This window comes from Alcanivorax sp. HI0044 (assembly GCF_001634945.1).
This window is the reverse complement of the sequence record NZ_LWEZ01001912.1, coordinates 1-860: the sequence shown is the minus strand read 5'-3', so window position 1 is coordinate 860 and position 860 is coordinate 1. Positions and strand designations below refer to the sequence as shown.

Below are 860 nucleotides of genomic sequence, written 5' to 3'. Positions count from 1 at the left end.
CGTGGACCACACCCAGGATGATGCGATCCTTTTCAAACATGTTTACTGTGGATGTCAGGTTTACACCCCAGCCCAGTTCACTGTCATCCGGGCTACCATCCGGCCCACCGGGCGTGTCGTAACCCACCTGACGCAGGATACCGGCCACCTGAAAGTGACCCCAGTCTCCCACCTGACGGAAGTGGGCAGTGATATCCGGATATTCGTCATCGCCGGCAGTACCAGGATCAAGGCCACTATCCACGCCACTACCCGGATTTTCGATGGCCACCGCGACGGTAGAATCACCCTTCACCGGCGTCCAGCGAATCTGTGGATTACGGAGGAAAACCATGCCCGACGGACCCCAGTAATCGATCACATTGGGGAATACATCACCGTCCATGAACACACTATTAGTCTGCCCCGCCAAGATGGACTTCCATTCACCGTAGGCATGGCGCAAACGAATCGTTGTCTGACCTTCGTCCGGACCGACGCCAAACATGTCAAATTCAAATTTGGTTGTCAGCTCACTGTCACCGGCCATGGTGCTGGCATTCACACCCAAACGGCTCTGGCGGACACCAATGACAGCTTGGCCATCACTGCCTACCGTGTCTTGGTCATAAGGAATTCGTCCGGGGCGCAAGGTATCTTCCCATTCGGGAGTTACCCGATCGAAACCCTGCACATAATCCACCATCCCGAAGCCGTATACTTCGAAAGAGGAATCCGCCAAGCAAGTGAGAGGAGCGAGAAGTAGCGCAGCACCGAGGGTACGACGGAAAGCGAGAGTACCCATGATCATCATCCCTGTTCATTGTTTTGTTAATCGCCGCCATTCCCGGGCAGAACTGTTGAGCACCCCGAGCTGCAAC

1 protein-coding gene is annotated in these 860 nt (G+C 55.2%); it reads right to left on the bottom strand.

Going from position 1 to position 860, the window contains the following annotated elements; all coding sequences use genetic code 11:
• Positions 1-784: DcaP family trimeric outer membrane transporter (locus A3730_RS28490; protein WP_231884081.1), on the bottom strand; the 784-nt coding region annotated here is incomplete at its 3' end.
• Positions 785-860: the final 76 nt, after the last annotated feature.